This is a genomic window from Simplicispira lacusdiani, assembly GCF_003604195.1.
Lineage (GTDB): Bacteria > Pseudomonadota > Gammaproteobacteria > Burkholderiales > Burkholderiaceae_C > Simplicispira > Simplicispira lacusdiani.
The window spans coordinates 390,138-416,683 of the sequence record NZ_QXGR01000002.1 but is presented as its reverse complement, the minus strand read 5'-3'; the positions used below and the strand labels follow the sequence as shown (position 1 = coordinate 416,683).

Annotated in this window: 23 protein-coding genes and 5 tRNA genes; 23 read left to right on the top strand and 5 right to left on the bottom strand. The window is 65.5% G+C overall.

Annotated features, from left to right (window positions below; genetic code table 11):
• The 20 genes from D8S75_RS04585 to D8S75_RS04490 all read left to right on the top strand — a co-directional run.
• Nucleotides 1-70, top strand: a 70-nt coding sequence (locus D8S75_RS04585; protein WP_198525954.1) for an EF-Tu C-terminal domain-related protein, incomplete at its 5' end; no start/stop codon positions are given.
• 8 nt (nt 71-78) lie between these two features.
• A tRNA-Trp gene (locus tag D8S75_RS04580) sits at nt 79-154 on the top strand.
• Nucleotides 155-243: 89 nt separating this feature from the next.
• Entirely contained in the window at nt 244-627 is a 384-nt protein-coding gene (secE, locus tag D8S75_RS04575; protein WP_119964749.1) for a preprotein translocase subunit SecE, read from the top strand.
• A complete protein-coding gene (gene nusG / locus D8S75_RS04570) occupies nt 628-1,221 on the top strand; it encodes a transcription termination/antitermination protein NusG (protein ID WP_119964748.1) in 594 nt (197 codons plus the stop codon). It abuts the gene before it with no gap.
• Nucleotides 1,222-1,339: 118 nt separating this feature from the next.
• Nucleotides 1,340-1,771, top strand: a complete 432-nt coding sequence (gene rplK, locus D8S75_RS04565) for a 50S ribosomal protein L11 (protein ID WP_119964747.1) — start codon at nt 1,340-1,342, stop codon at nt 1,769-1,771.
• The gene (gene rplA, locus D8S75_RS04560) at nt 1,772-2,467 is read left to right on the top strand and encodes a 50S ribosomal protein L1 (protein ID WP_119964746.1); all 696 of its coding nucleotides are present in this window, start codon (nt 1,772-1,774) and stop codon (nt 2,465-2,467) included.
• A gap of 231 nt (nt 2,468-2,698) precedes the next feature.
• On the top strand, nt 2,699-3,205 hold the full coding sequence (gene rplJ / locus D8S75_RS04555; RefSeq protein WP_119964745.1) for a 50S ribosomal protein L10: 507 nt from the start codon (nt 2,699-2,701) through the stop codon (nt 3,203-3,205).
• Between the two features lie 44 nt (nt 3,206-3,249).
• Nucleotides 3,250-3,627, top strand: coding sequence for a 50S ribosomal protein L7/L12 (gene rplL, locus D8S75_RS04550; protein WP_119964744.1), 378 nt, complete (start codon nt 3,250-3,252; stop codon nt 3,625-3,627).
• 296 nt (nt 3,628-3,923) lie between these two features.
• On the top strand, nt 3,924-8,036 hold the full coding sequence (rpoB, locus tag D8S75_RS04545; protein WP_119964743.1) for a DNA-directed RNA polymerase subunit beta: 4,113 nt from the start codon (nt 3,924-3,926) through the stop codon (nt 8,034-8,036).
• 21 nt (nt 8,037-8,057) lie between these two features.
• Complete coding sequence (rpoC, locus tag D8S75_RS04540) at nt 8,058-12,290, top strand: DNA-directed RNA polymerase subunit beta' (RefSeq protein ID WP_119964742.1); 4,233 nt, start codon at nt 8,058-8,060, stop codon at nt 12,288-12,290.
• A 119-nt stretch (nt 12,291-12,409) separates the two neighbouring features.
• Nucleotides 12,410-12,943 carry a LemA family protein gene (locus D8S75_RS04535; protein WP_119964741.1) on the top strand — a complete coding sequence of 178 codons (534 nt, stop codon included), beginning with the start codon at nt 12,410-12,412 and terminating at the stop codon, nt 12,941-12,943.
• Complete coding sequence (rsmB, locus tag D8S75_RS04530; protein ID WP_119964740.1) at nt 12,940-14,361, top strand: 16S rRNA (cytosine(967)-C(5))-methyltransferase RsmB; 1,422 nt, start codon at nt 12,940-12,942, stop codon at nt 14,359-14,361. Before D8S75_RS04535 ends, rsmB begins: the two co-directional genes overlap by 4 nt.
• On the top strand, nt 14,318-14,974 hold the full coding sequence (locus D8S75_RS04525) for a DUF4390 domain-containing protein (RefSeq protein ID WP_119964739.1): 657 nt from the start codon (nt 14,318-14,320) through the stop codon (nt 14,972-14,974). The genes rsmB and D8S75_RS04525 overlap by 44 nt, the downstream gene beginning before the upstream one ends.
• Nucleotides 14,971-17,256, top strand: a complete 2,286-nt coding sequence (locus D8S75_RS04520) for a sensor histidine kinase (protein ID WP_119964738.1) — start codon at nt 14,971-14,973, stop codon at nt 17,254-17,256. Before D8S75_RS04525 ends, D8S75_RS04520 begins: the two co-directional genes overlap by 4 nt.
• 43 nt (nt 17,257-17,299) lie before the next feature.
• Nucleotides 17,300-17,980, top strand: coding sequence for a response regulator (locus D8S75_RS04515; protein ID WP_119964737.1), 681 nt, complete (start codon nt 17,300-17,302; stop codon nt 17,978-17,980).
• A 51-nt stretch (nt 17,981-18,031) separates the two neighbouring features.
• A tRNA-Phe gene (locus D8S75_RS04510) sits at nt 18,032-18,107 on the top strand.
• 47 nt (nt 18,108-18,154) lie between these two features.
• Nucleotides 18,155-18,230 (top strand) — tRNA-Asn (locus D8S75_RS04505).
• 9 nt (nt 18,231-18,239) lie between these two features.
• Nucleotides 18,240-18,315 (top strand) — tRNA-Gly (locus D8S75_RS04500).
• A 4-nt stretch (nt 18,316-18,319) separates the two neighbouring features.
• Nucleotides 18,320-18,394 (top strand) — tRNA-Thr (locus D8S75_RS04495).
• Between the two features lie 73 nt (nt 18,395-18,467).
• Entirely contained in the window at nt 18,468-19,724 is a 1,257-nt protein-coding gene (locus D8S75_RS04490) for an Hsp70 family protein (protein ID WP_119964736.1), read from the top strand.
• A 77-nt stretch (nt 19,725-19,801) separates the two neighbouring features.
• Here the strand turns inward: D8S75_RS04490 and rsmI are convergent, their stop codons facing one another.
• Complete coding sequence (gene rsmI, locus D8S75_RS04485; RefSeq protein WP_119964735.1) at nt 19,802-20,731, bottom strand: 16S rRNA (cytidine(1402)-2'-O)-methyltransferase; 930 nt, start codon at nt 20,729-20,731, stop codon at nt 19,802-19,804.
• On the opposite strand from rsmI, the gene D8S75_RS04480 reads away from it, so the two are divergent.
• The 3 genes from D8S75_RS04480 (at nt 20,731) to D8S75_RS04470 (ending at nt 22,491) form a co-directional block, all read left to right on the top strand.
• On the top strand, nt 20,731-21,126 hold the full coding sequence (locus D8S75_RS04480; protein ID WP_119964734.1) for a YraN family protein: 396 nt from the start codon (nt 20,731-20,733) through the stop codon (nt 21,124-21,126). The two genes, rsmI and D8S75_RS04480, sit on opposite strands and share 1 nt — an antisense overlap.
• Nucleotides 21,127-21,223: 97 nt before the next feature.
• Entirely contained in the window at nt 21,224-21,820 is a 597-nt protein-coding gene (locus tag D8S75_RS04475) for an SIS domain-containing protein (protein ID WP_119964733.1), read from the top strand.
• Nucleotides 21,820-22,491, top strand: a complete 672-nt coding sequence (locus D8S75_RS04470; RefSeq protein ID WP_119964732.1) for a BON domain-containing protein — start codon at nt 21,820-21,822, stop codon at nt 22,489-22,491. The genes D8S75_RS04475 and D8S75_RS04470 overlap by 1 nt, the downstream gene beginning before the upstream one ends.
• A 149-nt stretch (nt 22,492-22,640) precedes the next feature.
• On the opposite strand, the gene D8S75_RS04465 is transcribed toward D8S75_RS04470, so the two are convergent.
• The 4 genes from D8S75_RS04465 to D8S75_RS04450 form a co-directional block, all read right to left on the bottom strand.
• Entirely contained in the window at nt 22,641-23,555 is a 915-nt protein-coding gene (locus D8S75_RS04465) for an NAD(P)-dependent oxidoreductase (protein WP_119964731.1), read from the bottom strand.
• A 63-nt stretch (nt 23,556-23,618) separates the two neighbouring features.
• Nucleotides 23,619-24,755 (bottom strand): PilT/PilU family type 4a pilus ATPase, encoded by a 1,137-nt coding sequence (locus tag D8S75_RS04460; protein WP_119964730.1) that lies wholly within the window; start codon nt 24,753-24,755, stop codon nt 23,619-23,621.
• A 46-nt stretch (nt 24,756-24,801) separates the two neighbouring features.
• Nucleotides 24,802-25,440, bottom strand: a complete 639-nt coding sequence (locus D8S75_RS04455; protein ID WP_119964729.1) for a cyclic nucleotide-binding domain-containing protein — start codon at nt 25,438-25,440, stop codon at nt 24,802-24,804.
• A gap of 52 nt (nt 25,441-25,492) precedes the next feature.
• Nucleotides 25,493-26,536, bottom strand: coding sequence for a type IV pilus twitching motility protein PilT (locus D8S75_RS04450; protein WP_119964728.1), 1,044 nt, complete (start codon nt 26,534-26,536; stop codon nt 25,493-25,495).
• Nucleotides 26,537-26,546: the final 10 nt, after the last annotated feature.

The following is a 26,546-nucleotide window of genomic DNA, read 5'->3' as shown; positions in this document are numbered from 1 at the left end:
CCTGCGCTTCGCTATCCGTGAAGGCGGCCGTACCGTCGGCGCCGGCGTCGTGGCCAAGATCATCGAGTAATTGGTCATAGGGGTATAGCTCAATTGGCAGAGCGTCGGTCTCCAAAACCGAAGGTTGTAGGTTCGATTCCTACTGCCCCTGCCACCTGAAAGTGGCAAAACAAAGCCCGCCAGGATCTGGCGGGCTTCGGTGTCTTGTGTGGGCGCCAGTTCATGAAGCAGGAAATAGCCAAAATGGCCACTTCACAAGTTGAGACAGTCAGTTCTGGTGGCGACATCGCCAAGCTGGTCGCCGTGGCGGCGCTGGTGATCGGTTCTGTTGCAGGGTTCTATTTGCTGAGCAAGCAGGGTGGCGTTGTCCAGTGGGCTGCGCTCTTGGTGGGTTTGGCTGCGGCCGCTGGCGTATTCCTGATTTCCGAGCCTGGAAAGCGTTTTGTGGCCTTTGGTCGCGACGCTTGGCGCGAAGTCAAGAAGGTGGTGTGGCCGACCCGCAAGGAAACTCTACAGATGACGGCCTATGTGTTTGCTTTCGTCGTGATCATGGCGCTGTTCCTCTGGTTGACCGACAAGACCCTTGAGTGGGTGTTTTATGACCTGATTCTGGGTTGGAGGAAATAAATGACTGCTACTGTCGAAACGGGCGGAACTTCTGCTCCAGGAGGCGTGGCTTCTACCAACCCCGATCTGCGCTGGTACATTGTTCATGCCTATTCCGGCATGGAGAAGGCCGTGGAGCGCAATATCGCCGAGCGCATCGCACGCTCTGGCATGCAGGACAAGTTTGGTCGCATTCTCGTTCCCACCGAAGAAGTGGTCGAGATGAAGAATGGCAGTCGCAAGACCACCGAGCGCCGCCTGTTTCCGGGCTATGTTTTCGTCGAGATGGTCATGGACGATGACACCTGGCACTTGGTGAAACACACCAACAAGGTGACCGGTTTCGTGGGGGGGGCCAAGAACCGCCCGGCGCCGATCTCCGAAGACGAAGTGCAGAAGATCGTCAGCCAAATGCAGGAAGGCACTGATAAGCCTCGCCACAAGATCGAATTCATGGTCGGCGAAATGGTGCGCGTCAAGGAAGGTCCGTTCACTGACTTCAATGGTTCGGTGGAAGACGTCAATTACGAGAAGAGCCGTGTACGGGTGTCCGTCATGATCTTCGGCCGTTCCACCCCGGTGGAGCTGGAATTCAGCCAGATCGAAAAGACCTGAGCAAAGCAAGGAATGTCGCACTTTTCGACTCGGTGCGAAGGAAGTAAGTGAGTCGTTAACCCCGGGGAGCCCGCCTCCAGTCTGTTGGAGCAGGCGTTAGTACCCGCAAGGAGCAACCATGGCGAAGAAAATCGTCGGTTTTATCAAGCTGCAAGTGCCTGCTGGTAAAGCCAATCCGTCCCCACCGATCGGTCCCGCACTGGGCCAGCGCGGTCTCAACATCATGGAGTTCTGCAAGGCATTCAATGCGCAGACCCAAGGTGTCGAGCCTGGTCTGCCGCTGCCGGTGGTCATCACCGCTTTTGCCGACAAGAGCTTCACCTTCATCATCAAGACGCCTCCGGCGACGACGCTGATCAAGAAGGCGATCAAGCTGGAGAAGGGTTCTTCCAATGCCTTGAAGACCAAGGTTGGAAAGATCACCCGCGCTCAGCTGGAAGAAATCGCAAAGACCAAGATGAAGGACATGAACGCTGCCAGCATCGACGCTGCCGTTCGTACCATTGCTGGTTCGGCCCGCTCGATGGGCGTGACGGTGGAGGGTGTGTAAATGGCCAAGCTGACCAAGAAGCAAAAAGCCCTGCAGGGCAAGGTTGACAGCACGAAGCTGTACTCGTTCGCTGAAGCCGTGGTGATCGTCAAGGAGGCCGCCACGGCCAAGTTTGACGAATCGATCGACGTTGCCGTGCAACTGGGCGTGGATGCCAAGAAGTCGGACCAAGTGGTTCGCGGCGCTGTTGTTCTGCCCAACGGCACCGGCAAGACCACGCGTGTTGCCGTGTTCGCACAAGGCGCCAAGGCCGAAGAAGCCAAGGCTGCTGGTGCAGACGTGGTTGGCATGGACGATCTGGCTGCCATGGTCAAGGCTGGCGACATGCCCTTCGACGTGGTGATTGCTGCTCCCGATGCGATGCGTGTCGTCGGTACGCTGGGCCAGATTCTCGGCCCGCGCGGCCTGATGCCCAACCCCAAGGTGGGTACGGTCACTCCCGATGTCGCCACGGCCGTGAAGAACGCCAAGGCCGGTCAGGTGCAATTCCGCGTCGACAAGGCCGGTATCGTGCACAGCACGATCGGACGCCGTTCGTTCGACAACGAGAAGCTGCAAGGCAACCTCGCTGCCCTGATCGAAGCGCTGAACAAGGCCAAGCCCGCAACCAGCAAGGGTCTGTACCTGCGCAAGGTGGCGGTGTCGTCCACGATGGGTCTGGGTGTTCGCGTGGACACCCAAACCATCGCAGCGTAATTGCGTGAATCTTGAGGCGCTGCAAGGCGCCTCGGTGGTGGGCCGGCGCAGCAGTGCGCTGGGCCATCCAAGACCGTTGGTGTTCAAGCCTTGGCTTGTACTTAATCCCGATGGGGCCAGCGCAGATGGCGATCCCGCTGCAGATGGAATCCGTTCCTCAACAGTTGGTCGCTGCAACAAGAGCGTGTGTGAGAGGCCCAGGCCTTGAGCGCACATTTTAAGGAGTAGACCTTGAGTCTTAATCGCAGTGAGAAAGAAGCGGTCATCAATGAAGTGACCAGCCTCGCCGCTAAAGCTCAAACGCTTGTGATTGCGGAATACCGTGGTATCACGGTCGCCGACATGACCAAACTGCGCGTTGACGCACGCAGCAAGGGTGTGAGCCTGAGTGTTCTGAAGAACACCCTGGCCCGCCGTGCTGTGGCTGGCGGCCAGTTTGACGTGGTGGCAGACCAGATGACCGGTCCGCTGATCTATGGCTTCTCCGAAGACGCCGTGGCCGCCGCGAAGGTGGTGGCCGATTTCGCGAAGACCAACGACAAGCTGGTGATTCGCGGTGGCGCTTTCGGTGGCAAGGCCCTGGATGTCAACGGCGTTAAGCAACTGGCCAACATTCCTTCGAAGGAAGTGCTGCTGGCCCAGCTGTGTGGCTTGCTGATGTCGCCGATGTCCCGCACCGCCGTGGTGCTGGGTGCCCTGGCGGCCAAAAAAGGCGAAGGCGAAGCCGTTGCTGCCTGAGCAGCCGGCCGACCGACCTGTTAACTAATTGTTAGGAAATCAAAATGGCATTCGATAAAGACGCATTTCTGACCGCTCTCGACAGCATGACGGTTCTGGAACTCAATGACCTGGTGAAGGCCATTGAAGAGAAGTTTGGCGTGAGCGCTGCCGCCATGGCTGCTCCCGCTGCCGCTGGCGCTGGCGCTGGCGCTGCTGCTGCCGAAGAAAAGACGGAATTCAACGTGGTGCTGTCCGACGCTGGCGCCAACAAGGTGTCCGTCATCAAGGCAGTGCGCGAAATCACCGGTCTGGGCCTCAAGGAAGCCAAGGACCTGGTGGACGGCGCTCCCAAGAACGTCAAGGAAGGCATTGCCAAGGCCGACGCCGAAGCAGCCGTCAAGAAGCTGGTGGAAGCCGGCGCCAAGGCCGAACTCAAGTAATTCGGTCTCTTTCAAGGGCTGGAGCGTCCTCGCAGGGCCTCCAGCCTTTGGCGCTTCCAGAGCGCACCTGAAAACTGGTTTGGAGCAATGCCCCGGAGGCCATGGTCAATGGTGGGCGCCGGCCAGTTTTCAAGTGTCTTCTGACGAACCCGACAGCAGAAGATACCTTGGTTCGGGCGATGTGCAACGCATCGCCGTCCGCCATGGTTGGTAGTGGCCAACCGCCAAGCCCGCAGGGTGCCGCCCGCGGGTCAGTCGTCGCAGACCCAGGACTCAAGTCTTTGCCCGGAGATCTCATGGCCTATTCTTATACCGAACGCAAGCGAATCCGCAAAAGTTTCGGCAGCCGCGACAGCGTGCTGGAGGTTCCCTATCTGCTGCAAATGCAGAAGGACGCGTACACCGCATTCCTCCAAGCCGGCGTAGCTTCCAAGAAACGTACCAACGAAGGCCTCCAGGCCGCCTTCAATGCAGCGTTCCCCATCGTCTCGCACAACGGTTTTGTCGAGATGAAATTTCTCGAGTACAACCTGGCCAAACCTGCTTTCGACGTTCGTGAATGCCAGACCCGTGGCCTGACTTTCGCCTCGGCCGTGCGCGCCAAGGTCCAGCTGATCATCTATGACCGCGAGTCCTCCACGGCCCAGTCGAAGGTGGTCAAGGAAGTGAAGGAGCAGGAAGTCTACATGGGCGAAGTGCCCCTGATGACCGACAAGGGCTCGTTCATCATCAACGGCACGGAGCGCGTGATCGTTTCGCAGCTGCACCGTTCGCCCGGCGTGTTCTTCGAACACGACAAGGGCAAGACGCACAGCTCGGGCAAGCTGCTGTTCTCGGCACGCATCATCCCCTACCGTGGCTCGTGGCTCGATTTCGAGTTCGACCCCAAGGACATCTTGTACTTCCGCGTCGACCGCCGCCGCAAGATGCCGGTCACGATCCTGCTCAAGGCCATCGGCCTGAACCCCGAGTCCATCCTGGCGAACTTCTTCGTCAACGACAACTTCCGCCTGATGGACAGCGGCGCGCAGATGGAGTTCGTCTCCGAGCGCCTGCGTGGCGAAGTGGCCCGTTTCGACATCACCGACAAGTCGGGGAAGGTCGTCGTGGCCAAGGATAAACGCGTCACCGCCCGCCACACCCGTGAACTGGAGCAGTCCGGCACCACGCACATCAGCGTGCCCGAAGACTTCCTGATCGGCCGCGTCGTGGCCCGCAACATTGTTGACGGTGATACCGGCGAAATCATCGCCAAGGCCAATGAAGAGCTGACCGAGGCGCTGCTCAAGAAGCTGCGTTCCGCTGGCGTGCAGGACCTGCAGGTCATCTACACGAACGAACTCGACCAGGGCGCGTACATCTCGCAAACCCTGCGCATCGACGAGACGGTGGACGAGTTCGCCGCGCGCGTGGCCATCTACCGCATGATGCGCCCCGGCGAGCCGCCGACGGAAGACGCCGTGCAGGCACTGTTCCAGCGCCTGTTCTACAACCCCGACACGTACGACCTGTCGCGCGTGGGCCGCATGAAGTTCAACGCCAAGATCGGTCGCGACGAGCCCACGGGCCCCATGGTGCTGTCCAACGAGGACATCCTGGCCGTGGTCAAGATTCTGGTGGATCTGCGCAACGGCAACGGCGAGGTGGACGATATCGATCACCTGGGCAACCGCCGCGTGCGCTGCGTGGGCGAACTGGCCGAGAACCAGTACCGTACGGGCCTCGCACGTATCGAGAAGGCCGTGAAGGAGCGTCTGGGCCAGGCCGAGCAAGACCCGCTCATGCCGCACGACCTGATCAACAGCAAGCCGATCTCGGCCGCACTGAAGGAATTCTTCGGTGCGTCGCAGCTGTCGCAGTTCATGGATCAGACCAACCCGCTGGCCGAAATTACGCACAAGCGTCGCGTCTCGGCCCTGGGCCCGGGCGGTCTGACCCGCGAACGCGCTGGATTCGAGGTGCGCGACGTGCACGTCACACACTACGGCCGCGTCTGCCCTATCGAAACGCCTGAAGGCCCGAACATCGGCCTGATCAACTCGCTGGCGCTGTATGCCCGCCTGAATGAATACGGCTTCATCGAGACGCCGTACCGCCGCGTGGTTGATGGCAAGGTCACCAACGAGATCGACTACCTTTCGGCCATCGAGGAAGGCAAGTACATCATCGCGCAGGCCAATGCCACGCTGGATGCCGAAGGCCGTCTGACCGGCGACCTGGTCTCGGCCCGTGAAAAGGGTGAATCCATCCTCGTGGGTGCCGAACGCGTGCAGTACATGGACGTGTCGCCCGCACAGATCGTGTCGGTGGCGGCATCGCTGGTGCCGTTCCTGGAGCACGACGACGCGAACCGCGCATTGATGGGCGCCAACATGTCGCGTCAGGCCGTGCCCGTGCTGCGCCCCGAGAAGCCGCTGGTCGGTACCGGCATTGAGCGCGTGGCCGCAGTGGACTCCGGCACCGTCGTGACCGCCACGCGCGGTGGCGTGGTTGACTACGTTGATGCGACCCGTATCGTGATCCGCGTGAACGACGCCGAAGCTGTGGCCGGTGAAGTGGGTGTGGACATCTACAACCTGATCAAGTACCAGCGTTCCAACCAGAACACCAACATCCACCAGCGTCCCGTGGTGAAGCGTGGTGACGTGCTGGCCAAGGGTGACGTGATCGCCGACGGCGCTTCGACCGACCTGGGCGAGATCGCCATCGGTCAGAACATGCTGATCGCCTTCATGCCCTGGAACGGCTACAACTTCGAAGACTCGATCCTGATCTCCGAACGCGTGGTGGCCGAAGACCGCTACACCTCGATCCACATCGAGGAGCTGGTGGTCATGGCCCGTGACACCAAGCTGGGCGCCGAGGAAATCACGCGCGACATTCCGAACCTGTCGGAACAGCAGCTCAACCGCCTGGACGAGTCCGGCATCATCTACGTCGGCGCCGAAGTCCAGCCCGGCGACACGCTGGTCGGCAAGGTCACGCCCAAGGGCGAGACCACGCTCACGCCGGAAGAGAAGCTCCTGCGCGCCATCTTCGGCGAGAAGGCGTCCGACGTGAAGGACACCTCGCTGCGCGTGGACCAGGGCTCGCAGGGCGTGGTGATCGACGTGCAGGTGTTCACCCGCGAAGGCATCCAGCGCGACAAGCGCGCCCAGCAGATCATCGACGATGAACTCAAGCGCTTCCGCCTCGACCTGAACGACCAGCTGCGCATCGTCGAGGCCGACGCCTTCGACCGTATCGAGAAGCTGCTGACCGGTCGCGTGGCCAACGGTGGCCCGCAAAAGCTGGCCAAGGGCACGAAGATCGACAAGGCCTACCTGGCCGCCGTCGAGAAGTTCCACTGGTTCGACATCCGTCCCGCAGAGGACGAAGTGGCCACCCAGCTGGAAAGCATCAAGAACGCGCTGGAGCAGACGCGCCACAGCTTCGACCTGGCGTTCGAAGAAAAGCGCAAGAAGCTCACGCAGGGCGACGAGCTGCCGGCCGGTGTGCTGAAGATGGTCAAGGTCTACCTGGCCGTCAAGCGCCGTCTGCAGCCCGGCGACAAGATGGCCGGCCGCCACGGCAACAAGGGCGTGGTCTCCAAGATCGTGCCCGTGGAAGACATGCCCTACATGGCCGACGGCACCACCGCCGACATCGTGCTCAACCCGCTGGGCGTGCCCTCGCGGATGAACATCGGCCAGGTGCTCGAAGTCCACCTGGGCTGGGCCGGCAAGGGCATCGGCCAGCGCATCGGCGACATGCTGCAGCAGGAGGCCAAGACGGCCGAACTGCGCAAGTTCCTCGAAGAGGTCTACAACTCGCGTGGCCGCAAGGAAGACCTGTCGCAACTGAGCGACGAGGAGCTGCGCGCGATGGCGCAGAACCTGACCAACGGCGTGCCCTATGCCACGCCGGTGTTCGACGGTGCCTCCGAGAACGAGATCATCGACATGCTCAAGCTGGCGTACCCCGACGACCTGGCCAAGCGCAAGGGCCTCACGGCCACGCGCACCCAGGCGCAGCTGTACGACGGCCGCACGGGCGATGCCTTCGAGCGTCCGACCACCATCGGCTACATGCACTACCTGAAGCTGCACCATCTGGTGGACGACAAGATGCACGCCCGTTCCACGGGTCCGTACTCGCTCGTCACGCAGCAGCCGCTGGGCGGCAAGGCGCAGTTCGGCGGCCAGCGTTTCGGGGAAATGGAAGTGTGGGCGCTGGAAGCCTACGGCGCGTCCTACGTGCTGCAGGAAATGCTCACCGTCAAGTCCGACGACGTGCAGGGGCGTACCAAGGTGTACGAATCCATCGTCAAGGGTGAGCACACCATCGAAGCCGGCATGCCGGAATCGTTCAACGTGCTGGTCAAGGAAATCCGTTCCCTGGGCCTGGACATTGAGCTTGAGCGCTCGTAATTCGAAAAGGGAAAGAGTCCTATGAAATCGCTACTCGACCTGTTCAAGCAATTCACGCCGGATGAGCATTTCGATGCCATCCGCATCGGCATGGCTTCGCCCGAAAAGATCCGTTCGTGGTCCTTCGGTGAAGTGAAAAAGCCCGAGACCATCAACTACCGCACGTTCAAGCCCGAACGCGACGGCCTGTTCTGCGCCAAGATCTTCGGCCCCATCAAGGACTACGAGTGCCTGTGCGGCAAGTACAAGCGCCTCAAGCACCGTGGCGTGATCTGCGAGAAGTGCGGTGTAGAAGTCACGCAGACCAAGGTGCGCCGCGAGCGCATGGGCCACATCGATCTGGCCGCGCCTTGCGCCCACATCTGGTTCCTGAAGTCGCTGCCATCGCGTCTGGGCCTGGTGCTCGACATGACGCTGCGCGACATCGAACGCGTGCTGTACTTCGAAGCCTACGTGGTGACCGATCCCGGCATGACCCCGCTGAAGAAGTTCAGCATCATGTCCGAGGATGACCACGACGCCAAGCGCAAGGAATACGGCGATGAATTCGTCGCCAAGATGGGCGCCGAAGGTATCCGCGACCTGCTCGAATCCATCGACATCGACACCGAGATCGAGAAGCTGCGTGGCGACCTCACGGGCTCCGAAGTCAAGGTCAAGAAGAACGCCAAGCGCCTGAAGGTGCTGGAAGCCTTCAAGAAGTCCGGTATCAAACCCGAGTGGATGGTGCTCGAAGTGCTGCCCGTGCTGCCGCCGGACCTGCGTCCGCTGGTGCCGCTGGACGGCGGTCGTTTCGCCACGTCGGATCTGAACGACCTGTACCGCCGCGTCATCAACCGCAACTCGCGTCTGCGCCGCCTGCTGGAGCTCAAGGCCCCGGAAATCATCGCGCGCAACGAAAAGCGCATGCTGCAGGAAGCCGTGGACAGCCTGCTGGACAACGGCCGCCGTGGCAAGGCCATGACGGGCGCCAACAAGCGCGCCCTGAAGTCGCTGGCCGACATGATCAAGGGCAAGAGCGGCCGCTTCCGCCAGAACCTGCTGGGCAAGCGCGTCGACTACTCGGGCCGTTCGGTCATCGTGGTGGGCCCGACGCTCAAGCTGCACCAGTGCGGCCTGCCCAAGCTGATGGCGCTGGAGCTGTTCAAGCCCTTCATCTTCTCGCGCCTCGAAGCCATGGGCATCGCGACGACGATCAAGGCCGCCAAGAAGGAAGTCGAATCCGGCACGCCGGTGGTCTGGGACATCCTGGAAGAGGTCATCAAGGAGCACCCGGTCATGCTGAACCGTGCTCCCACGCTGCACCGCTTGGGCATTCAGGCCTTCGAACCCATCCTGATCGAAGGCAAGGCCATCCAGCTGCACCCCCTCGTCTGCGCGGCCTTCAACGCCGACTTCGACGGTGACCAGATGGCCGTCCACGTGCCGCTGTCGGTGGAAGCCCAAATGGAAGCCCGCACGCTGATGCTGGCCTCCAACAACGTGCTGTTCCCGGCCTCGGGCGAACCCTCCATCGTGCCTTCGCAGGACGTGGTGCTGGGTCTGTACTACGCCACCCGCGAGCGCATCAATGGCAAGGGCGAAGGCCTGATCTTCGCCGACACCGGCGAAGTGCAGCGCGCCCTGGATGCGGGCGAGGTCGAACTGACCACCCGGATCAACGTGCGCATCACCGAGTGGACCAAGAACAAGGCCACTGGTGAATTCGTGCCCAGCGCCAGCATTGTCGAGACGACCGCGGGCCGTGCGCTGCTGTCGGAGATCCTGCCCAAGGGCCTGCCTTTCGCGAACATCAACAAGGCGCTCAAGAAGAAGGAAATCTCCAAGCTCATCAACGTCTCCTTCCGCAAGTGCGGTCTGAAGGAAACGGTGGTGTTCGCCGACAAGCTGCTGCAGAACGGCTTCCGCCTGGCCACCAAGGCCGGCATCTCGATCGCCATCGAGGACATGCTCGTGCCCACGCAAAAGGCCGGCATCATCGAGAGCGCGGAAAAAGAGGTCAAGGAGATCGAACAGCAGTACGTCTCGGGCCTGGTGACCTCGGGTGAGCGCTACAACAAGGTGGTGGACATCTGGGGCAAGGCCGGTGACGATATCTCCAAGGTCATGATGGATCACCTGAAGAAGGAAAAGACCATCGACCGCCACGGCAAGGAAGTGGACCAGGAGTCGTTCAACTCCATCTACATGATGGCCGACTCGGGCGCCCGCGGTTCCGCGGCCCAGATCCGCCAGCTCGCCGGCATGCGCGGCCTGATGGCCAAGCCCGACGGCTCCATCATCGAGACCCCCATCACGGCGAACTTCCGTGAAGGTCTGAACGTGTTGCAGTACTTCATCTCCACCCACGGTGCCCGTAAGGGTCTGGCGGACACGGCGTTGAAGACCGCGAACTCCGGTTACCTGACGCGCCGTCTGGTGGACGTGACGCAGGACCTGGTGGTCACCGAGGAAGACTGTGGCACCTCCAACGGCGCCCTGATGCGCGCCATCGTCGAGGGCGGTGAAGTGATCGAGTCGCTGCGCGACCGTATCCTGGGCCGCACCACGGCCGAGGAAGTGCTGCACCCCGAGACCCGCGAGGTGATGGTGCCCGCTGGCCAACTGCTCGACGAAGACACGATCGAGGAGCTGGAAGCCGCTGGCGTGGACGAAGTGAAGGTGCGCACGGCCCTGACCTGCGAAACCCGCTTCGGCCTGTGCGCCAAGTGCTACGGCCGCGACCTGGGCCGCGGCGGCCTGATCAACCTCGGCGAAGCCGTGGGCGTGATCGCCGCGCAGTCCATCGGCGAGCCCGGCACGCAGCTGACCATGCGCACGTTCCACATCGGTGGTGCCGCATCGCGCGCCGCCATCGCGTCGAGCGTCGAGGCCAAGTCCAACGGCGTGATCGGCTTCAACGCCACGATGCGCTACGTGACCAACTCCAAGGGCGAGCTGGTGGTCATCTCCCGTTCCGGCGAGATCATCATCCAGGACGAACATGGCCGCGAGCGCGAGCGCCACAAGGTGCCCTACGGCGCCACGCTGACGGTGAAGGCCGACCAGCAGATCAAGGCTGGCACCATCCTGGCCAACTGGGATCCGCTGACCCGCCCGATCATCACCGAATTCGCCGGCCAGGCGAAGTTCGAGAACGTCGAGGAAGGCCTGACGGTGGCCAAGCAGGTGGACGAGGTCACCGGCTTGTCCACGCTGGTCGTGATCGACCCCAAGCGCCGTGGTTCGGCCAAGGTGGTCAAGCCCCAGGTCAAGCTGATCGACGCCAACGGTCACGAGGTCAAGATCCCCGGCACCGACCACTCGGTGACCATCGGCTTCCAGGTGGGCGCGCTGATCCAGGTGCGCGACGGCCAGGACGTGGGCCCCGGCGAAGTGCTGGCCCGTATCCCGATCGAAGGCCAGAAGACCCGCGACATTACCGGCGGTCTGCCGCGCGTGGCCGAGCTGTTCGAGGCCCGCACGCCCAAGGACAAGGGCACGCTGGCCGAGACCACCGGCACGGTGTCGTTCGGCAAGGAGACCAAGGGCAAGATCCGCCTGCAGATCACCGACCCCGACGGCAAGGTGTGGGAAGAGCTCATCCCCAAGGAAAAGAACATCCTGGTGCACGAAGGCCAGGTGGTCAACAAGGGCGAGCACATCGTCGACGGCCCGGCCGATCCGCAGGACATCCTGCGCCTGCTGGGCATGGAAGAGCTCTCGCGCTACATCGTCGATGAAGTGCAGGACGTGTACCGCCTCCAGGGCGTGAAGATCAACGACAAGCACATCGAGGTGATCGTTCGCCAGATGCTGCGCCGCGTCGTGGTCGAGAACGCGGGCGATTCGAGCTACATCGCCGGTGAGCAGGTCGAGCGCTCGGAGATGCTCAACACCAACGAGGCGCTGCTGGCCGAGGGCAAGATTCCCGCGACCTACAGCAACCTGCTGCTGGGCATTACCAAGGCATCGCTGTCGACCGACTCCTTCATCTCGGCCGCTTCCTTCCAGGAAACGACCCGCGTGCTCACCGAAGCTGCCATCATGGGCAAGCGCGACGAGCTGCGTGGCTTGAAGGAAAACGTCATCGTCGGCCGCCTGATCCCCGCCGGTACCGGCCTGGCCTACCACCAGGCACGCAAGGCCAAGGACGCCATGGACGACGCCGAACGCCGCGCCATCGCCGAAGCCGAAGCCGCTGAAATGGCCGGCATGGCCGAAACGTCCGACACCGAAGCCGGCCCGGACGCGTCCGCCACCGCCGCTGATTGATCCTTCGGGTTGATCGCGCCACGCTCCCGGTCTGTCTGAACAAGGGCAGGCCGGGAGCGTTTTTCATGGACACTGCCTTTTTCTGACGCCGCCCGGCCGCACCGGGCTCCGACCCGCGCATGTTTGCATCGCCTTTCTTCTGGATCGTCGTGGCCGTGGCGCTGTTCTGGGCCGTGGGCGCCTACAACCGTCTGGTGCGGTTGCGCTCGGCGGCGATCCAGGCTTTCAGTGCACTCGATGCCCACCTCGTGCGCCTGCTGGCGCTGCTGGGTGAATGCGAGGCGTCGCTGGCGGTGGTTCCGGGCGAGCCGGTGCAGGCGCGCACGGCGCTGCAGGCCGCCACCATGCAGATGGGGGTGTCGCTCGCCGTGGCGCGCACCCAGCCTCTGCAGGCCGAGGCCGCCGCAGCGCTGTCCACGGCGCGCCACGCGCTTGAAGCCGCCTGGCAGGGCGCGGCAGCGCAGCAAGCGGCCACCGAGGGCGGGCTGCAACGGCCGCGCTGGCTGGAACACCTGGAGCAGCACCAGGCCCCCAGCGCGCAGGCGCTGGAGCGGTTCAACCTCGCCGTTCAGCAATACAACGAAGCCATCGACCAGTTCCCAGCCAAGTGGCTGGCCTGGCTGTACGGATTCCAACCGGGACGCACCCTATGAGCCACCAGCCCCCCCGCAAGCACCGCGCACGTCCGTCCGCCGAGCCACCGCGCGCGGGCGAAGGCGCAGGCGCCGTTCCGGGGCAGAGCGTGGCGTTGTCGCGCCTGCTGCAGGGCGTGGCCCGCGCGTTGCAGGACATCCGCGCCGGGCGCTCGGGCACCGCGGTGCTCGACGCCGTCCCCGCCGCCCAGCGTCCGGGCGTGCAGGCCTTGCTGTTCCACGTGCTGCGCCACCTCGGTCTGGCCGAGGCCTTGCGCCAGCAGCTGGCGCCGCGCAAGCCCGCACCCGCCGCCGATGCCTTGCTGTGCAGCGCGCTGGCCCTGGTGTGCGGCCCCGAGCAGCCGCCCTATGAGTCCTTCACCCTGGTGAACCAGGCTGTCGAGGCCGCCAAGGGGCACTCCGCCACGCGCACGCAGGCCGCCTTCATCAATGCTTGCCTGCGCCGCTTCCTGCGCGAACGCGAAGCGCTGCTGCTGGCGGTGCAGGACGACGAGCAGGCGCTCTGGAACCACCCCCGCTGGTGGGTGCGCAGGCTGCGGCAGGACCACCCTCGGCACTGGCAGCAGATCCTGCAGGCCAACAACCGCCAGGCGCCCATGGTACTGCGGGTTAATAAGCAAAAATCGACACCAACGCTTTACCAGCAAGCGCTGGCAGCTATCAATTGTGAAGCGAAACCGGTGGGCGATGATGGCCTGGTGCTGAACCGAGCCTTGCCCGTGCAGGAGCTGCCCGGCTTTGCCGAGGGCGTGGTTTCGGTGCAGGACGCGGCCGCGCAGATGGCGGCACCGCTGCTGCTGTCGGGCGCCGGCCTCGGCCCCGGGGCGCGGGTGCTGGACGCTTGCGCTGCGCCCGGCGGCAAGACGGCCCACCTGCTGGAATGGGCCGGCCCGCAGGCGGCGCTGCAGGTGACCGCGCTGGACGTGGACCCCGAGCGCTGCGAGCGCATCCATGGCACGTTGGCCCGGCTGGGGCTGCGGGCCCAGGTGCTGGCGGCGGATGCCGGTCGCCCGCAGGACTGGTGGCACCCGCATTGCGATGGCGAGCTGTTCGACGCCATCCTGCTCGATGCGCCTTGCACGGCCTCGGGCATCGTGCGCCGCCATCCCGATGTGCGCTGGCTGCGCCGCGAGAGCGACATCGCTCAGCTCGCCGCCATCCAGGCGCACCTGCTGGCCACCCTCTGGCCGCTGCTGCGTCCGGGCGGGCGTCTGCTCTACTGCACCTGTTCGGTGTTCCGCGCCGAGGGCGATGCGCAGGTGCAGGCGTTTCTTGCGCACAACACTGACGCGCGTCTGCTGCCCTCGCCGGGGCATTTGTTGCCTGGCATGGGCGACAACGGGAAGGGTGTCCCGGACAATCGTCCGGGTGAACATGACGGTTTCTTCTACGCCCTGCTGCAGAAAGCGCCCGCCTGACGCGCCCCTGGCGCACCGGGTGGCGCGGCTGCTGCTGCGGTGGCTGGCATGGTGCAGCCTGGCGCTGTGCCTGGCCGCACGCGCCGACGGGCCGGCCGAGATTCCCGAAATGCGCCTGGACCATGGCGATGACGGCCTGTACCTCAGCGCGGCCCTGCAGTTCACCCTGCCGGCGCTGGCCCAGGACGCGCTGCACAAGGGCATTCCCATGTACTTCGTGACCGAGGCCGAGGTGCTGCGCGACCGCTGGTACTGGTATGACCAGCATGTCGCCACCACCGTGCGCTACATGCGCCTGAGCTACCAGCCGCTCACCCGGCGCTGGCGCCTCAACGTCTCGCCGCTGCCCTTCGAGAACAGTGGGCTGGGGGTGGTGCTGGGCCAGAATTTCGATGAGCTGTCCGACGTGTTGGCCGCCATGCAGCGCATCGCCCGCTGGAAGATCGCCGAGGCCTCGTCCATCGATCCGCAGGCGCGCTACAGCGTGAACCTGCGTTTCCGGCTCGACCTGTCGCAGCTGCCCCGGCCCCTGCAGATCGGTGCCATGGGCCGCTCGGGCTGGAATCTGTCCGTGGCGCGCAGCCTGCGTTTCGCGGCGGAGCCGGCGCGATGAGCGGCACCGAAGGCGCGATGCGCCCCTCGCGCGCGGTGCGCTGGGCCCTGGGCGTGGGCGTGGCCGCCATGGCGGCCATCGGCCTGGTGCTGCTGTTCCTGCTCACGCTGACCACCAACAACCGCGTGCTGTACGAGCGCAATTACGCCTGGCTGTTCGCCGTCAACGTGGTGGTGGCGCTGCTGTTGCTGGCCGTGCTCGCCTGGGTCGCCGTGCGCCTGGGCCTGCGCCTGCGGCAAGGGCGATTCGGCAGCCGCCTGCTGGTCAAGCTGGCGGCCATCTTCGCGCTCGTGGGCCTGGTGCCGGGGGTGCTGATCTATTTCGTGTCCTACCAGTTCGTCTCGCGATCCATCGAAAGCTGGTTCGACGTGAAGGTCGAAGGAGCCCTGGCGGCGGGCGTCAGCCTGGCACGGGCGACGCTGGAGATGCAGGCCAGCGAGACGGCGACGCGCACGCGCAGCGCGAGCGCGCAACTGGCCCAGGTGCCAGATGCTACCGCCGGCCTGGTGCTCGAACGCATCCGCGACCAGCTTGGCGCCTCCGACGTGGTGCTCTGGAACTCCGCCGGCCAGATGGTGGCCAGCGTGGGGCAGTCGCGTTTCCGGCTCAACCCGGAGCGTCCGACGGCGCAGCAGATGCGCGCCGTGCGGCAGCAGCGTGCCGTGGGGCAGATCGAAGGGTTGGACGACCTGGCCGACATGGCTGAACCGGGGGTTCTGCAGAACGTGCGCGTCAAGGCCATGGCGCTGGTGCCCAGCCCCAGCGTGGGTCTGCTGGTGGAGCCGCGCTACCTGCAGGTCACGCTGCCGCTGCCGCAGGTGCTGGTGGCCAACGCCCTGGCCGTGCAGGAGGCCAACCGTGAATACCAGGAGCGCGCCCTGGCGCGCGGCGGCCTGCGGCGCATGTATATCGGCACGCTCACGCTGAGCCTGTTCCTCGCGGTGTTCGGCGCCGTGCTGCTGGCGGTGCTGCTGGGCAACCAGCTCGCGCGCCCTTTGCTGGTGCTCGCCGAGGGCGTGCGCGAGGTGGCCGGGGGTGACCTGAGCCCCAAGGCCGTGCTCCAGGGCAAGGATGAACTTGGCGGCCTCACGCGCTCCTTTGCCCTCATGACCCAGCAGCTCGCCGATGCCCGGGCCACGGTGGAGAAAAGCATGGGTGCCGTCGACGCGGCGCGCGCGCGCCTGCAGACCATCCTGGACAACCTCACGGCAGGTGTGATCGTGCTCGATGCGCAGGGGCATATCCGCTCTGCCAATCCGGGTGCCACGCGCATCCTGCGCGTTCCCATGGCCGCCCACGAAGGCAGTTTGCTCTCCGAGGTGCCGGGGCTTGAAGCCTTCGGTGCGGCGGTGCAGGGGCAGTTCGACGCCTACCTCGGCCACCAGGGGCACCATGGGCTGGACCATTGGCAGCAGGCCTTCGAATTGCATGCCTCGCCCAGTGGCGCCGCCCACCATGCGACCAGCCTGGTGGCGCGCGGCGCCGAACTGCCCGATGCCGGGCGCCTGCTGGTGTTCGACGACATCACCGAAATCGTTTCCGCGCAGCGTGCACAGGCCTGGGGCGAGGTGGCCCGGCGGCTGGCGCACGAGATCAAGAACCCGCTCACGCCCATCCAGCTCTCGGCCGAGCGGCTGGAGCGCCGGCTCGCGGGCAAGTTGCCGGACGTCGCGGACCAGGCCATGCTCGCCAAGTCCGTCAAGACCATCGTGGACCAGGTGGATGCGATGAAGCGGCTCGTCAACGAGTTCCGTGACTACGCCCGCCTGCCGGCCGCCGAACTGCAGCCCGTGGACCTCAATGCCCTGGTCTCCGATGTGCTCAGCCTGTATGAGTCCGAGCGCGCCGCGGTCGCCGTGCGCGCGGAACTCGACCCGCGCTGCCCGCGCATCCTGGGCGACGCCCAGCAACTGCGCCAGGTGGTGCACAACCTGCTGCAGAACGCGCAGGATGCGACCGAACTGTCCGCACTCCAGGCTGGCGCGGCGCCGCGCACTCTGCCGCCGGTGTGCATCAGCACGCACTGGAACGAGGCCTCGCGCCGCGTGCGCCTGCGTGTCAGCGACCACGGCGGCGGCTTTCCGGCACATATCCTGCAGCGAGCGTTCGAGCCCTATGTCACCACCAAGGTCCGCGGCACCGGCCTGGGCCTGGCCGTGGTGAAGAAGATCGCCGACGAGCATGCGGCCCGTATCGATCTGGCCAACTGGCAGGAAGAGGGCGCCGTGCGCGGCGCCCAAGTATCGCTATCATTCGCGACTGAGCCCGCAGTGGCGTCCTGACAACACCTTACCCCGCGCACCGCAGTTTCAAGGCATTTCATACATGGCTAACATTTTGGTGGTTGACGATGAGCTCGGTATCCGGGATCTGCTGTCGGAGATCCTGAACGACGAAGGTCACAGCGTGGACCTGGCCGAAAACGCGACACAGGCCCGCGCGGCGCGCATCAACGGCGCGTATGACCTCGTGCTGCTGGATATCTGGATGCCCGACACCGATGGCGTCTCGCTCCTGAAGGAGTGGGCGGCGGGCGGCCTGCTGACCATGCCGGTCATCATGATGAGCGGCCACGCCACCATCGACACCGCCGTGGATGCCACGCGCATCGGCGCCTTTGCTTTCCTGGAAAAACCCATCACGCTGCAGAAGCTGCTCAAGGCCGTGGAGCAGGGGCTGGCACGGCATGCCGCCCGCCCGCCCGCGCCAGCGGCGGCCACCACCATCGTGCATGCGTCCACGGGCGATGGCGCGGCCTTCTCCGTCCAGAGCCTGCCGGTCACCATGGAGGCCGACACCGGCCCGCACGCCCACCAGGGCTTCGATCTCGACCGCCCGCTGCGCGAGGCGCGCGACGGCTTCGAGAAGGCCTATTTCGAATTCCACCTGGCCCGTGAAGGCGGCTCCATGACGCGCGTGGCCGAGAAGACGGGGCTGGAGCGCACCCACCTGTACCGCAAGCTGCGCCAGCTCGGCGTGGACCTGGCGCGCGGAAAACGCAATTAATTCGGCCGAGCGGGAAAACGCCCCAAATTTCCGGCTATAATTTGAGGCTCAGGCCCGGTAGCTCAGTCGGTAGAGCAGAGGATTGAAAATCCTTGTGTCGGCGGTTCGATTCCGTCCCAGGCCACCAGATACGAAACCCATCCGTGAGATGGGTTTTTTCTTGTATCACACCGTTCCTCGATAGCTCAGTCGGTAGAGCGCCGGACTGTTAATCCGTAGGTCCCTGGTTCGAGCCCAGGTCGAGGAGCCAAGATTCCATGCGGGAATAGCTCAGTTGGTAGAGCGCAACCTTGCCAAGGTTGAGGTCGAGAGTTCGAGACTCTTTTCCCGCTCCATATTGCCCATGTGGCTCAGTGGTAGAGCACTCCCTTGGTAAGGGAGAGGTCGCGGGTCCGATTCCCGCCATGGGCACCACATCTTCGGGCAAGCCCATCACGCAGGTGATGGGCTTTCGTGTTTCTGGCGCCCGCGCGGCATCCCCTGTTCGATGGACGGCATCTTGAGCGACACCACCCTGGGCATTGATTTCGGCACCTCCAACTCGGCCATGGCCGTGCGACAGGGCGCCGGGCCCGCGCGCCTGCTGCGCGTGGAGGGCGAGGCCACCACCGTGCCGACGGCCTTGTTCTTCAATGCCGAGGACCAGCGAACGCATTTCGGCCGCGACGCCATCGCCCACTACCTGGCCGGCACCGAGGGCCGCCTGATGCGCTCGCTCAAGAGCCTGCTGGGCAGTTCCCTGTTGCAGGACCAGACGGCGGTGCACCACCGCATGGTGAGCTACCAGGACATCATCAGCCTCTTCCTGCAGATGCTGGCACGCACGGCACGCGAGTCTCTCGGCGGCATGCCCGACCGCGTGGTGATGGGCCGTCCCGTGCATTTTGTCGATGGCGACGCGGCGCGCGACCGGCAGGCCGAGGCATCGCTGCGCCAGGCCGCGCTCGACGCGGGCTTCGCCCATGTGTCGTTCCAGCCCGAGCCCATCGCCGCGGCGCTGGACTACGAGCAGCGCATCGGCGCCGAGGCCCTGGTGCTGGTGGTGGACATCGGCGGTGGCACCTCGGACTTCACGGTGGTGCGCCTGGGCCCCGGGCGCGCCGCGCGGGCCGACCGTGGCACCGACATCCTGGCCACCACGGGTGTGCATGTGGGCGGCACGGATTTCGACCGCCGCCTGAGCCTGGAGCTGCTCATGCCCCTGCTCGGCCTGCACCACCAGGGCCCCACGGGCCGCGAGGTGCCCAGCCGTGTGTTCTTCGACCTGTCCACCTGGCACCTGATCCAGTGGCTCTATGCCCCGAAGGCCGTGCGCGAGGCCCAGGCCCTGCGCTCCGACTATGCCGACGTCCGCCTGCACGACCGACTCATGGCCGTGCTGCAGCAACGCCTGGGGCACCGCATGGCCGATGCGATCGAGCGGGCCAAGATCGCCGCCTCGCTGCAGGACGCAGCCGCTGCCATGGACCTGGGCTGGATCGAGCCCGGGCTCGGCGCGGTGGTGGCGCCCGAGGGGCTGGAGCGCCATCTGGCGGGGCTGCTCGACCAGGTGGTGGCCTGCGCCCAGGAATGCCTGGGCAACGCCGGTCTGGCGGCGGGTGCCTTGCAGGCTATCTATCTCACGGGCGGCTCGTCGGCCCTGCGGCCCCTGCGCCAGGCCCTGCGGCAGGCGTTTCCGGATACGCCCCAGATTGAAGGCGACCTGTTTGGCGGCGTGGCCTCGGGCCTGGCCGTGAGCGCCTGACGCTCGAATTGCTATTAAATCAATAGCTTCTAACGCTTGCCGGATGGGCGTTGGAGGTGGATTTCATCAAAAATCGGTCAGTCCGCATCTCCGGGCGGCTCCCGCTTCCAGGCCAGCGCCGTGTCGTACAACGCATTGCGCGGGGCGCCCGTGATCTCGGCGGCCAGCCGCACGGCGGATTTCAGGGGCAGTTCCTGCAGCAGCAGGCGCAGCACGCGCAGGCTGTCGCCGTCGTCCTCGCTGGCGGCCGCCGGATGCAACAGCACCACGAACTCGCCCTTGGCGCGCTGCGGCGCGCCGGCCAGCCAGTCCGCCAGGCCGGAGGCGGGCAGGGTGGTGATTTCCTCGAACTGCTTGGTCAACTCGCGCGCCAGCGTCACGGGGCGTTCGCCCAGCACGGCCAAGGCCTGCGCCAGCTCGCCGATACGGTGCGGCGCTTCCAGCAGCACCGTGCAGCGTGGCTCGGCCTGTAGCCGCTGCACGGCGGCCTGGCGCTCGGCTGTCTTGGTGGGCAGGAAACCCGCGAACACGAATCCGCTTTCGGCCACGCCGCTGGCCACGGCCCCCGCCACGCTGAGCGCTGCGGTGATGCTGCTGGCGCCGGGCAGCGGCAGCACGCGCAGGCCGGCCGCGCGCACGGCCCCGGCCAGGCGCGCGCCCGGGTCGCTCACGCCCGGGGTGCCGGCGTCGCTCACATAGGCCACGCGCTGGCCTTGCTGCAGGCGCGCGAGCACGGCCTGGGCAGCCTCGGCCTCGTTGTGCTGGTGTACCGCCAGCAACTGGGCGGACGGCTTGTCGATGCCATAGGCACGCAGCAAACTCTGGGTGTGGCGCGTGTCCTCGCAGGCCAGGGTGTCGGCCAGCTGCAGCACATGCAGCGCGCGCAGCGTGATGTCCGCCAGGTTGCCGATGGGCGTGGCGACCACGTACAGGGCCCCTTGCGGATAATGCTGTGCAGCCGCCGCGTCGTGCGCGGCGCCCAGGGCCGAAGCGAAAGAAGCGCTCAATGGATTTCCTTGACAAGATGATCGCGCGCGCAAAGCCGGCGCGGACCACGCGGGAGCAGGGCAATGCGGCCGAAGACCGGGCGCTGGCCCATCTGCAAGCCGCCGGCCTGCGCCTGCTGGCACGCAATTATCGGACGCCCGGGCGCGGCGGTGGCGAAATCGACCTGGTGCTGCGCGAGCCCGATGGCACGGTGGTCTTCGTCGAAGTGCGCAGCCGCTCTGGCCAGGCCTTCGGCGGCGCCGGGGCCAGCATCGGCGCCGCCAAGCAGCGGCGCATCGTGCTGGCGGCGCGCCATTACCTGATGCGCCTGGGCGCGCCACCGCCCTGCCGTTTCGACGCCGTGCTGGTGGAGGAGTCCGTGCAGTGGATTCGCGGCGCCTTCGACGCGGGCTGACGGCCAGGGGCCTGCGCCATGCCTACCGATTGCTACAAAATTGATAACACCATGCGGGTATCATCCCGCTTCCGGATTCCGGTTCCTACCGTCGCCCATGCTTGAACAACGCATCCAACAGCATTTCATCGACAGCGCAGACCTGAAGTACCAGGCCGCGCAGGCGCTGGGCAAGCCCATCGCCGACGCCGTGCAGGCCCTGCTGGCCTGCATCACCAGCGGCGGCAAGATCCTGGCCTGCGGCAGCGGTGCCTCCGCGCCCGGTGCGCAGCTGTTCGCCGCATGCTGCGTGGCGGGCTTCGAGCGTGAGCGCCCGGCACTGGCCGCCGTGGCCCTGTGCGCCGACGGCGCCTTGCTCACGGCGCCCGCGCCCCAGGGGGATGCCCACCCGCATTTCGCGCGCCAGGTGCGCGCGCTGGGGCAGGCCGGCGATCTGCTGCTGGCGCTGAGCGTCAGCGGCGACGATCCGGCCGTGGCGGCCGCCGTGCATGCGGCGCACGAGCGCGACATGACCGTGGTGGTGCTGAGCGGCCGCAGCGGCGGCGTGCTGACCACCGTGCTGCGCGAGACCGACGTGCTGATCTGCGTGCCCCACGACCGCGCCGCGCGCGTGCGCGAGGTGCATGCACTGGTGCTCAACTGCCTGTGCGACGGCATGGATGCCCAATTGTTTGGTGAACAGGAGATTTCGTGATGACCTTCCGCATGAACCGCACCGTGTGCACGCTGCTGTCCGCCGCCGTCCTGGCGGGCTCTCTCGCGGGCTGCGCCACCCCCGTGGTGCTGGGGGGCGCCGCCATCGGCGGCATGATGGCCATCGATCGGCGCACCACCGGCATCCAGATCGAGGACGAGAGCATCGAGCTGCGCTCGGCCAACCGCATCCACGGTGCCCACGGCGACAAGGTGCATGTCAACATCACCAGCTACAACCGCCAGGTGCTGCTGACTGGCGAGGTGCCCAGCGCCGAGGTGCGCCAGTCCATCGAGAAAATCGTGACCGGCGTGGAGAACGTGCGCTCGGTGGTCAACGACCTGGCCGTGATGCCGCCCACCTCGCTGGGGCAGCGCTCCAACGACACCTTCATCACTGGCAAGGTGCGCGCCAGCCTGGTCGATGCCAAGGACCTCTCCGCCAACAGTTTCAAGGTGGTGACCGAGCGCAACGCGGTCTATCTGATGGGCTTGGTGACCCAGCGCGAAGCCGGGCGCGCCACGGCCATCGCCCGAGGCGTCAGCGGTGTCAGCAAGGTCGTGCGGGTGTTCGAATACCTGACCGAGGAAGATCTGGCGCGCATGAATGCCGCGCCCAAGCAGCCCGCTCCCGTGACCCAGGACAACGCCGAGACAGGCGCACCGAGATAAGACAACCCCCTGAGCGGCTTCGCCGCTTCCCCCTTCTCTCTCGCATCGCTGCGCAATGCGGGGAAGGGGGACGCCGCCAGCGCGGCGGCCGCTGATTTGAGGCGCCAGGTTCCTGGGTGGTGCCCGTGGCGCGGAGCGCCACGGGGCCACTACTTCAAACGCTTGAGCAGGCTGGACGTGTCCCAGCGGTTGCCGCCCATCTGCTGCACGTCGCCGTAGAACTGGTCCACCAGCGCCGTCACCGGCAGGCGCGCGCCACTGCGCTTGCCCTCGTCGAGCACCAGGCCCAGGTCCTTGCGCATCCAGTCCACGGCGAAACCGAAGTCGAACTGGTCCGCCACCATGGTCTTGCCCCGGTTGTCGAGCTGCCAGCTCTGGGCGGCGCCCTTGCCGATCACGTCGAGCACCAGGTTCATGTCCAGGCCGGCGCGCTGGCCGAAGGCGACGGCCTCGGACAGGCCTTGCACCAGCCCGGCGATGCAGATCTGGTTGACCATCTTGGTGAGCTGGCCCGCGCCGGAGTCGCCCATGCGCGTGAAGGCGCGCGAGAAGGCCATGGCCACGGGCTGCACCGCGTCGAACGGGGCCTGGTCGCCGCCGCACATCACCGTCAGCAGGCCGTTCTGCGCGCCCGCCTGGCCGCCCGATACCGGCGCGTCGATGAACTGCAGGCCCAGCGTGCGTGCGGCGCCGTGCAGTTCGCGCGCCACCTCGGCCGAGGCCGTGGTGTGGTCCACGAAGATGGCGCCCGGCGCCATGCCGGCGAAGGCGCCGTCGGCGCCCAGCGTGACCGAGCGCAGATCGTCATCGTTGCCGACGCAGCAGAAGACGATGTCGGCGCCCTGGGCCGCCGCGCGCGGCGTGGCGGCATGGCGCGGCGCGCGCGTGCCGGCGTATTCGGAGCACCAGGCCTGGGCCTTGGTGGCGGTGCGGTTGTAGACCGTGACTTCATGGCCGGCCAGTGCCAGGTGCGCGGCCATGGGGTAGCCCATCACGCCCAGGCCGAGGAAGGCGAGCTTGCGGGGGGGGATGGGTTCGTAGGTGCGGGGGTTGGTGCTGGGCATGGCTGGGTCCTGTAATGAAAAAGGCCCGCATGGTGCGCGGGCCCGGGGTCGTGGTGTGGCTGGTCAGACGATCACGAAATGCTCGGTGCCGGAGGCCAGGTCGGTGGTCTTGGCGCGCTGGCTCGACAGCTTGATCTGCAGGCGCAGGTCGTTGAGCGAGTCGGCGTTGCGCAGCGCATCCTCGTAGGAGATGACGTTGGACTCGAACAGGTCGAACAGCGCCTGGTCGAAGGTCTGCATGCCCAGGTTGCGGCTCTTTTTCATGATCTCCTTGATCTCGGAGACCTCGCCCTTGAAGATCAGGTCGGCGATCAGCGGCGTGTTGAGCATCACCTCGACGGCGGCGGCGCGGCCCTTGCCGTCCTGCTTGGGGATCAAGCGCTGCGAAACCATGGCGCGCAGGTTCAGCGACAGGTCCATCAGCAACTGCGCGCGGCGTTCTTCGGGGAAGAAGTTGATCACGCGGTCCAGCGCCTGGTTGGCGCTGTTAGCGTGCAGCGTGGCCATGCAAAGGTGGCCGGTTTCAGAGAACGCGATAGCGTGCTCCATGGTCTCGCGGTCGCGGATTTCGCCCATCAGGATCACGTCGGGCGCCTGGCGCAGCGTGTTCTTGAGCGCGGCCTCCCAGCTGTCGGTATCGAGCCCCACCTCGCGTTGCGTCACCACGCAGTTCTTGTGCGGGTGCACGAATTCGACCGGGTCTTCCACGGTGATGATGTGGCCGAACGAGTTTTCGTTGCGCCAGTCCACCATGGCCGCCAGCGTGGTCGACTTACCCGAACCCGTGGCACCCACCAGGATGCACAGGCCGCGCTTGGTCATGGTCACTTCCTTGAGCACCTGGGGCACGCCCAGCCCGTCGATGGTGGGCAGCGTGAGCGGAATCACCCGCAGCACCATGCCCACGCGGCCCTGCTGCACGAAGGCATTGACGCGGAAGCGCCCGATGCCCGCAGGGGAAATGGCGAAATTGCACTCCTTGGTGCGCTCGAAGTCGGCCGCCTGCTTGTCGCTCATGATGGAGCGGGCCAGCGTCAGCGTGTGGTTGGGCGACAGCGGCTGGGGCGATACCTTGGCGATCGCGCCGTCCACCTTGATGGCCGGCGGAAAGTCCGCCGTGATGAAGAGGTCGCTGCCGTTGCGGCTGACCAGCAGCTTGAGCAGGTCGTTGATGAATTTACTGGCCTGATCGCGTTCCATCTGAAGTTCTCCCGCAGTCGTCGGCGCCCTGGGCGGCGCCGAGGTGTCATTTCTGGTTTTCGCTCAAACGGGCGCTCACCACGCGCAGGCGCAGCGACAGCTTGCGTGCCAGCAGGGCCACCAGGCTGGCGGCCAGCTGGGGGTCCTTGGCCATCATGTCGTCCATGGCCTCGGCGCTGAGCACGGCGATCTCGCAGTCGGTCAGCGTGGTGCACGCCGAGAAACGGATGCCACTGTCGAGCAGCGACATCTCGCCCAGGATGTCGCCGGGGCGCGTCTCCGCCAAGCGCAGCTGCTCGCCCCAGGGCTGGATGCGGTCGACGGCGATGGTGCCGGTCAGCAGCACGATCATGAAGTTGCCGTATTCGTCCTGGCGGATCAGGTCGCGGTTGGGGGGGACATGGGCGAACTCGAAGAAGCGTTCCATGCGCTTGACCGCGTCCTGGTCCAGATGCGCCATGTACTTGTCCTTGGACCACAGCGTCTGCAGCAGCTTGCCGCCGCGGCTGGCCGGCAGGCGCTTGGCACCGACCTCGACCGCGCGCGCTTCCCAGGGCACCAGCATGGTCGAATCCACCCCCTGGTTGGCGAAGGCCGTGGAGAAGAAGACGGAATCGGTGTTCTCCTGTTGCTGCGGCTTGTTGTCGCGCGTCGACATGCGCAAAAGACCGAGGATGCCTTTCATGGGATGCTCCAGTGGGCTGCCGCCAGGCAGCCGGTGTCAGGGTCCAGGTTGTTCAACCAGGGAAGTTTTCGGGAATCTTGGCCTTGCTGCGGGCTTCTGCGGGGCTGATGATGTTGCGCCGCACCAGGTCGGTGAGGTTCTGGTCCAGCGTCTGCATGCCCACGCTGTTGCTGGTCTGGATGGTGGAGTACATCTGCGCCACCTTGGCCTCGCGGATCAGGTTGCGGATGGCGCTGGTGCCCAGCATGATCTCGTGCGCGGCCACGCGGCCCGAGCCGTCCTTGAGCTTGCACAGCGTTTGCGAGATCACTGCCTGCAGCGATTCGGACAACATGGCCCGGACCATTTCCTTTTCCTCGGCGGGGAACACGTCGATGATCCGGTCGATGGTCTTGGCGGCGCTGGACGTGTGCAGCGTGCCGAACACCAAGTGGCCCGTCTCTGCGGCCGTCATGGCCAGGCGGATGGTCTCCAGGTCGCGCATTTCGCCCACGAGGATGGCGTCCGGGTCCTCGCGCAGCGCCGAGCGCAGAGCAGCAGCGAACGACAGCGTCATCGGCCCCACCTCGCGCTGGTTCACCAGGCACTTCTTGGAATCGTGCACGAATTCGATCGGGTCCTCGATGGTGAGGATGTGGCCGTATTCGCTCTCGTTGAGGTGGTTGACCATGCCCGCCAGCGTGGTGGACTTGCCCGAGCCCGTGGGCCCGGTGACCAGCACCAGGCCGCGCGGCTTGAGCGCTAGGTCGCCGAAGATCTTGGGCGCGTTGAGTTGTTCCAGCGTAAGGATCTTGCTCGGAATGGTCCGGAACACGGCGGCTGCGCCGCGGTTCTGGTTGAAGGCGTTGACGCGGAAGCGCGCCAGGCCCTCGATCTCGAACGAGAAGTCGACCTCCAGGAACTCCTCGTAGGTCTTGCGCTGCGCGTCGCTCATGATGTCGTACACCATGGCATGCACCGTTTTGTGGTCCAGCGCGTCGACGTTGATGCGCCGCACGTCGCCGTGCACCCGGATCATCGGCGGCAGTCCCGCGGACAGGTGCAGGTCGGAGGCCTTGTTCTTGACGCTGAATGCCAGCAGTTGGGTAATGTCCACGGTGCCCTCT

Excerpts from the sequence above, each read along its gene's own strand:
- secE (WP_119964749.1), top strand. The coding sequence starts at position 244 with ATGGCCACTTCACAAGTTGAGACAGTCAGTTCTGGTGGCGACATCGCC.
- nusG (WP_119964748.1), top strand. The coding sequence starts at position 628 with ATGACTGCTACTGTCGAAACGGGCGGAACTTCTGCTCCAGGAGGCGTG.
- rplK (WP_119964747.1), top strand. The coding sequence starts at position 1,340 with ATGGCGAAGAAAATCGTCGGTTTTATCAAGCTGCAAGTGCCTGCTGGT.
- rplA (WP_119964746.1), top strand. The coding sequence starts at position 1,772 with ATGGCCAAGCTGACCAAGAAGCAAAAAGCCCTGCAGGGCAAGGTTGAC.
- rplL (WP_119964744.1), top strand. The coding sequence starts at position 3,250 with ATGGCATTCGATAAAGACGCATTTCTGACCGCTCTCGACAGCATGACG.
- rpoB (WP_119964743.1), top strand. The coding sequence starts at position 3,924 with ATGGCCTATTCTTATACCGAACGCAAGCGAATCCGCAAAAGTTTCGGC.
- rpoC (WP_119964742.1), top strand. The coding sequence starts at position 8,058 with ATGAAATCGCTACTCGACCTGTTCAAGCAATTCACGCCGGATGAGCAT.
- D8S75_RS04535 (WP_119964741.1), top strand. The coding sequence starts at position 12,410 with ATGTTTGCATCGCCTTTCTTCTGGATCGTCGTGGCCGTGGCGCTGTTC.
- rsmB (WP_119964740.1), top strand. The coding sequence starts at position 12,940 with ATGAGCCACCAGCCCCCCCGCAAGCACCGCGCACGTCCGTCCGCCGAG.
- D8S75_RS04525 (WP_119964739.1), top strand. The coding sequence starts at position 14,318 with ATGACGGTTTCTTCTACGCCCTGCTGCAGAAAGCGCCCGCCTGACGCG.
- D8S75_RS04520 (WP_119964738.1), top strand. The coding sequence starts at position 14,971 with ATGAGCGGCACCGAAGGCGCGATGCGCCCCTCGCGCGCGGTGCGCTGG.
- D8S75_RS04515 (WP_119964737.1), top strand. The coding sequence starts at position 17,300 with ATGGCTAACATTTTGGTGGTTGACGATGAGCTCGGTATCCGGGATCTG.
- D8S75_RS04490 (WP_119964736.1), top strand. The coding sequence starts at position 18,468 with ATGGACGGCATCTTGAGCGACACCACCCTGGGCATTGATTTCGGCACC.
- D8S75_RS04480 (WP_119964734.1), top strand. The coding sequence starts at position 20,731 with ATGGATTTCCTTGACAAGATGATCGCGCGCGCAAAGCCGGCGCGGACC.
- D8S75_RS04475 (WP_119964733.1), top strand. The coding sequence starts at position 21,224 with ATGCTTGAACAACGCATCCAACAGCATTTCATCGACAGCGCAGACCTG.
- D8S75_RS04470 (WP_119964732.1), top strand. The coding sequence starts at position 21,820 with ATGACCTTCCGCATGAACCGCACCGTGTGCACGCTGCTGTCCGCCGCC.
- D8S75_RS04465 (WP_119964731.1), bottom strand. The coding sequence starts at position 23,555 with ATGCCCAGCACCAACCCCCGCACCTACGAACCCATCCCCCCCCGCAAG.
- D8S75_RS04460 (WP_119964730.1), bottom strand. The coding sequence starts at position 24,755 with ATGGAACGCGATCAGGCCAGTAAATTCATCAACGACCTGCTCAAGCTG.
- D8S75_RS04455 (WP_119964729.1), bottom strand. The coding sequence starts at position 25,440 with ATGAAAGGCATCCTCGGTCTTTTGCGCATGTCGACGCGCGACAACAAG.